General features: G+C 67.6%; 3 protein-coding genes. 1 reads left to right on the forward strand and 2 read right to left on the reverse strand.

The window, feature by feature from the left end; genetic code table 11:
- The coding region (locus tag ACO6D5_RS16175; RefSeq protein WP_485825931.1) for an FAD-dependent oxidoreductase at positions 1–426 on the forward strand (426 nt) is incomplete at its 5' end.
- Positions 427–515: 89 nt separating this feature from the next.
- Here ACO6D5_RS16175 and ACO6D5_RS16180 read toward each other — a convergent pair.
- Positions 516–1,061 (reverse strand): alpha/beta hydrolase family protein, encoded by a 546-nt coding sequence (locus ACO6D5_RS16180; RefSeq protein WP_485825932.1) that lies wholly within the window; start codon positions 1,059–1,061, stop codon positions 516–518.
- A 57-nt stretch (positions 1,062–1,118) separates the two neighbouring features.
- Positions 1,119–1,420, reverse strand: a 302-nt coding sequence (locus ACO6D5_RS16185) for an alpha/beta hydrolase (RefSeq protein ID WP_485825933.1), incomplete at its 5' end; no start/stop codon positions are given.

Here is a 1,420-nt window from a genome sequence, read left to right on the forward strand (position 1 = left end):
GTGCTGCTGCCGGACTGGGGGCCCACGACGTATTTCACGCAGGGCGAATTCGAACCGGATGCGGAACAGGCAGCGCTGCTGGACAAGCGCGGCGTGCGTGTCGAACGCACGCCCATCGTGGAACTCATGGGCACGGCGCCGGCGCTGGATGCCGTCAAGCTCGCCGATGGGCGTCGCATGGCGGTGCACGCGCTGTTCGTCGCCAGCAAGACCCATATGGCCAGCCCGCTCGCGATGCAGCTGGGTTGCGCGTTCGACGACGGTCCGCTCGGCCCGGTGATCCGCACCGACGAGTTCAGGCAAACGACGGTCCCCGGCGTCTTCGCCGCGGGGGACGCCGCCATTCCGATGAGCAACGCGACGCTTGCCAGCGCCTCAGGCGTGATGGCGGGCGTGTGCGTACATCGCGCGCTGGTCATGGCGTAGGCGGGGCCAGGACTGCCGGGCCGGGCCGGGCCAGGTCGGGCCCCTGATGTGGGCCGGGCCTGATCGAATCTGAAATGGCCTGGCTTGGCCTACAGATACTCTTTGAAGAACTCCACGACCTTCGCATTCAGGTCCTGGTGAAACTGCTGGCGGTCGAAGCCCGCCGCCTCCATGCAGTACACGGACAAGGTCTCGGCCTGCTCCGCGGGGCAACGCGCCAGGAAATCGAAGTGCCCCGCCCCCGTCGCCACGTGAAAGTCCGGCGCGGCGGGCAGTCCCTGGCGCACCGCCTCCACGCTGGCAGGGCTGACGCCATCGCCGCCCCGCTCCGACGCCCACAATTGCACAGGGATCTTCACGGCCTTCAACGCATCGCCCGGAAACGCGTTCAACGGGTCCGCGATGACGGCCGCCTTGATGCGGTCGTCGTGCACGTAAGGCTGCTGCGGGATCTTTCCAGCCGCGATATCGCGGCACATCGGCAGCGTCGGCATGCTCTGGCAGATGGCGAGGCCCTGCCGGAAATCCGGCACGGCGCCCGCCAGCACCAACGCGGTATAGCCGCCGCGTGAAAAGCCGTAAATGCCGATCTTGCCGTCATCCACCTTCGCCTTCTGCGGCCAGGCGGTCGTCATGTAGTCGATCAGCCGCCGCACTTCCCGCGGGCGCGTCGAGAAAATCGACAGATACCCCTACCGCGACCGGTCCTCCCAGTTGTCGCCCACATGGTTGACCGCCGCGACCACGAAACCCGCATTGGCCAACGCGGCAGCGGTGTCGTGATGGCCCAGGAACGAGCCGCTGGACCCATGCGACATGACGATAAGCGGATGCCGGCCTTCAGGCACCGGGCAGTTCAGAACGCCGGCGATCGGGGTCCGGCCGACTTTGATCTCGGCGGCGGGCGCCGCACACGGATACCAGATGGCGCCGGATAAACCGGGGCCGTTCTGGTCCATGGGCAGGGACAGGCGCTGGAAACCGGCGGCTTGGG

The organism is Achromobacter sp., from assembly GCF_057314935.1.